General features: G+C 75.6%; 3 protein-coding genes. 2 read left to right on the top strand and 1 reads right to left on the bottom strand.

Annotation, left to right across the window (positions count from 1 at the left end; genetic code table 11):
- The coding region (locus E1200_RS32395; protein ID WP_131956354.1) for an EamA family transporter at positions 1-867 on the bottom strand (867 nt) is incomplete at its 3' end.
- A gap of 73 nt (positions 868-940) precedes the next feature.
- Between E1200_RS32395 and E1200_RS32390 the strand changes: the two genes are divergently transcribed.
- A complete protein-coding gene (locus E1200_RS32390) occupies positions 941-1,867 on the top strand; it encodes a LysR family transcriptional regulator (RefSeq protein ID WP_131956352.1) in 927 nt (308 codons plus the stop codon).
- 97 nt (positions 1,868-1,964) lie between these two features.
- Positions 1,965-2,991, top strand: a 1,027-nt coding sequence (locus E1200_RS32385; protein WP_131956350.1) for a serine/threonine-protein kinase, incomplete at its 3' end; no start/stop codon positions are given.

Raw genomic sequence — 2,991 nt, 5'->3', positions numbered from 1 at the left:
GAAGCGGACGGTGCCGGCGGCGATGCCCGTGACGACCAGGACCGCGCCGGTGAGGCGGACGGCGTCCACCCGCTCGCCGAGCAGGACGACCGCCGACAGGAGCCCGAACGGCGGGACGAGCAGCGAGTACATGGCGACCGTGCTGGCCTCGTACCGGCGCATCAGCCAACCCCACGCGCCGAACCCGCCGAGCGTCGCGACGTAGGCGATGAAGGCGAGCGAGGCGACCCCGGCGAGCGACAGGTTCCGCGCCGCCTCCGGGACGGCGCCCGGCCCCTCGAAGATCAGCGACAGGGCGAACAGCGGGACGGGCGGCACCAGCGACACCCACACCATGAACCCGAACGCGTCGACCGGCCCGTGGGCGTGCCGGTTCATCCGCCGCATCGCGATGTTGGCCAGCCCCCAGCTCGCGGCGGCGGCGAGGCAGACGAGGAACGCCCCGGCGGGGCCGCCGCCCCCGGACTGCGCGGTGCCGATGAGCGCGACGCCGCCGAACGCGACGACCATGCCCGCGACCAGCCGGGCGCTCATCCGCTCGCGCAGCAGCAGGGCCGCGAACAGGGCCGTGAAGATCGCCTGCACCTGCAGGACGACCGACGCGAGCCCCGCCGGCATCCCCATGTGCATGCCGATGAACAGCAGGCCGAACTGGCCCACGCCGAGCGGCAGGCCGACCAGCACGAGCCAGCGCGCCGGCACCGGCGGCCGGCGCACGAGGAAGACGGCGGGCACGGCCGCCGCCGTGAAGCGCAGCGCCCCCATCAGCAGGGGCGGGAAGTCCTCCAGCGCCACGCTGATCGGGACGAAGTTGAAGCCCCACATCGCGGCGACCAGGGTGGCGAGCAGGACATGGCGTGGGGTCATGCGTCCGATCGTCGCCGCCGCCTTGATTTAGGGCAAGCGAGAATTTCTTGACGTTTCGTTTTAGTATCGCTTCATGCTTGATCTCGAACGGCTCCGTGCGCTGCACTCGGTCGCGACCTACGGCTCGGTCAGCGCGGCGGCCGACGTCCTGCACGTGACGACCTCGGCGGTCTCCCAGCAGCTCGCGAAGCTGGAGCGGGAGACCGGCCAGAAGCTCCTCGAACGCAACGGGCGCGGCGTTCGGCTCACCGACGCCGCCGAGCTCCTCGTCGCGCACGCCGAGCGCATCCTGTCGCTCGTCGAGCAGGCGCAGGCCGACCTGGAGGCGCACCGCGGGTCCGTCGTGGGGCAGCTCACCGTCGCCGCGTTTCCGACCGCGGTCCGCGGGCTGGTGCCCGCCGCGCTGCGGATCCTGCGCGCCGACCACCCCGACCTCCGCATCCTGGTCCGCGAGGAGGACCCCAACCAGAGCATGCCGCTCGTGTCGCGCGGCGACCTCGACATGGCGGTCGTCCAGGACTGGAGCAACGAGCCGCTCCCGCTGCCGGACGGCCTGCAGAAGGGCGTCATCTGCGACGACGTCGCCGACGTGGCGCTGCCCGCCGGCCACCCGCTCGCCGGCCGCGACGCGATCGACCTCAAGGAGCTGGCCGGCGACCCGTGGATCAGCTCGTCCCCGGACAGCATCTGCTGCGACTGGCTGCTGCGGACCCTCCGCGCCGTCGACAGCGAGCCCCGCATCGAGCACATGGTCTATGAGTTCGCGTCGCAGCTGTCGCTGGTCGCGGCGGGGTTCGGCAACGTGATCCTGCCGCGGCTCGGCCGCTGCGACGTGCCGCCGGGGGTGGCGGTCGTCCCGCTGGCCGACCCGCTGTCGCGCCGGGTCTACGCGCTGTGGCGCGAGGAGGCCGCCCGCCGGCCCGCGATCCGCGCCGTCGTCACCGCGCTGCGCGCCGCCGTGCCGCCCGGCGCCCGCGCGCCCGTGCCCGCCGGGACCTGAGCCGCCGCCCGCCCCGCCGCACGGCCTCCGTGCGGCTCGCCGCGCGCTCGAACCGGATTCGGTAGGTTGCTCGCAATTGCACGGGGCGGAGGGGCACGTGGCCGGCGAAGAGACGCAGTGGCGGGTCGAGGGGTTCGTGGAGGTGCGGACGCTCGGTGCGGGCGCGCAGGGCCGCGTCGTCCTCGCCCGGCACGAGCGCTCGGGGACCCCGGTGGCGATCAAGTACCTGGCCGGTGCGGCGGACGAGGCGGAGCTGGAGCGGCTGCGGCACGAGGCCCTGATGCTCGGCCGGGCGGACAGCCCGCACGTGGCCCGCCTCTTCGAGCTCGTCGAGGGGCCGGGGACGGCCGCCCTCGTCATGGAGGCCGTGGACGGTGTCTCCCTCAAGCACGTGCTGGAGCGGCACGGGGCGCTCGGGCCGGAGGCGGCGCTGACCGTCCTCAAGGGATCGCTGCTGGGCCTGGCCGCCGCGCACGCCGTCGGCGTCGTGCACCGCGACTACAAGCCCGCCAACGTCGTCGTCCCGGCGGACGGGCGGAGCCGCCTCGTCGACTTCGGCATCGCGACCCCGGCCGGGCGGGCGGCGGGCGGCGCGGGCACCCCCTACTACATGGCGCCGGAGCAGTGGGACAGGCACGTCGCCACCCCGGCGTCCGACGTCTACGCGGCCACCTGCGTGTTCGTGGAGTGCGTCAGCGGGCGGCGGCCCTACTCGGGCGGCCAGGCCGAGCTCATGCGGGCGCACCTGACCGCCGCCGCCCCGGTCGAGGCGGTGCCGGAGCCGCTGCGCCCGCTGGTGGCGCGGGGCATGGCCAAGGCGCCGGAGGACCGGCCCGCGGGCGCCGCCGCGTTCGTGGACGACCTCGAACGCCTCGCCCGGGAGACCTACGGCGGGGACTGGGAGGCCCGGGGCGTCCGGGCCCTGTCCGGAGCGGCCGTCGCGCTCGCCGCGCTCTTCCCGCTGGCCGCGTGGCTGATGCCCGGCGCCGCATCCGCCTCCGGCGCCGCATCCGCCACCGGCGCCGCGGCGGGCCAGGCGGCAGGCCAGGCCGCGGGTCAGGCGGCAGGCCAGGCCGCGGGTCAGGCGGCAGGCCAGGCGGCAGGGCAAGCCGCGGGCCAGGCGG

The sequence above is a fragment of the Actinomadura sp. GC306 genome (genome assembly GCF_004348665.1).
Taxonomy (GTDB): Bacteria; Actinomycetota; Actinomycetes; order Streptosporangiales; family Streptosporangiaceae; genus Spirillospora.
This window is presented reverse-complemented; position numbering and strand designations above follow the sequence as displayed.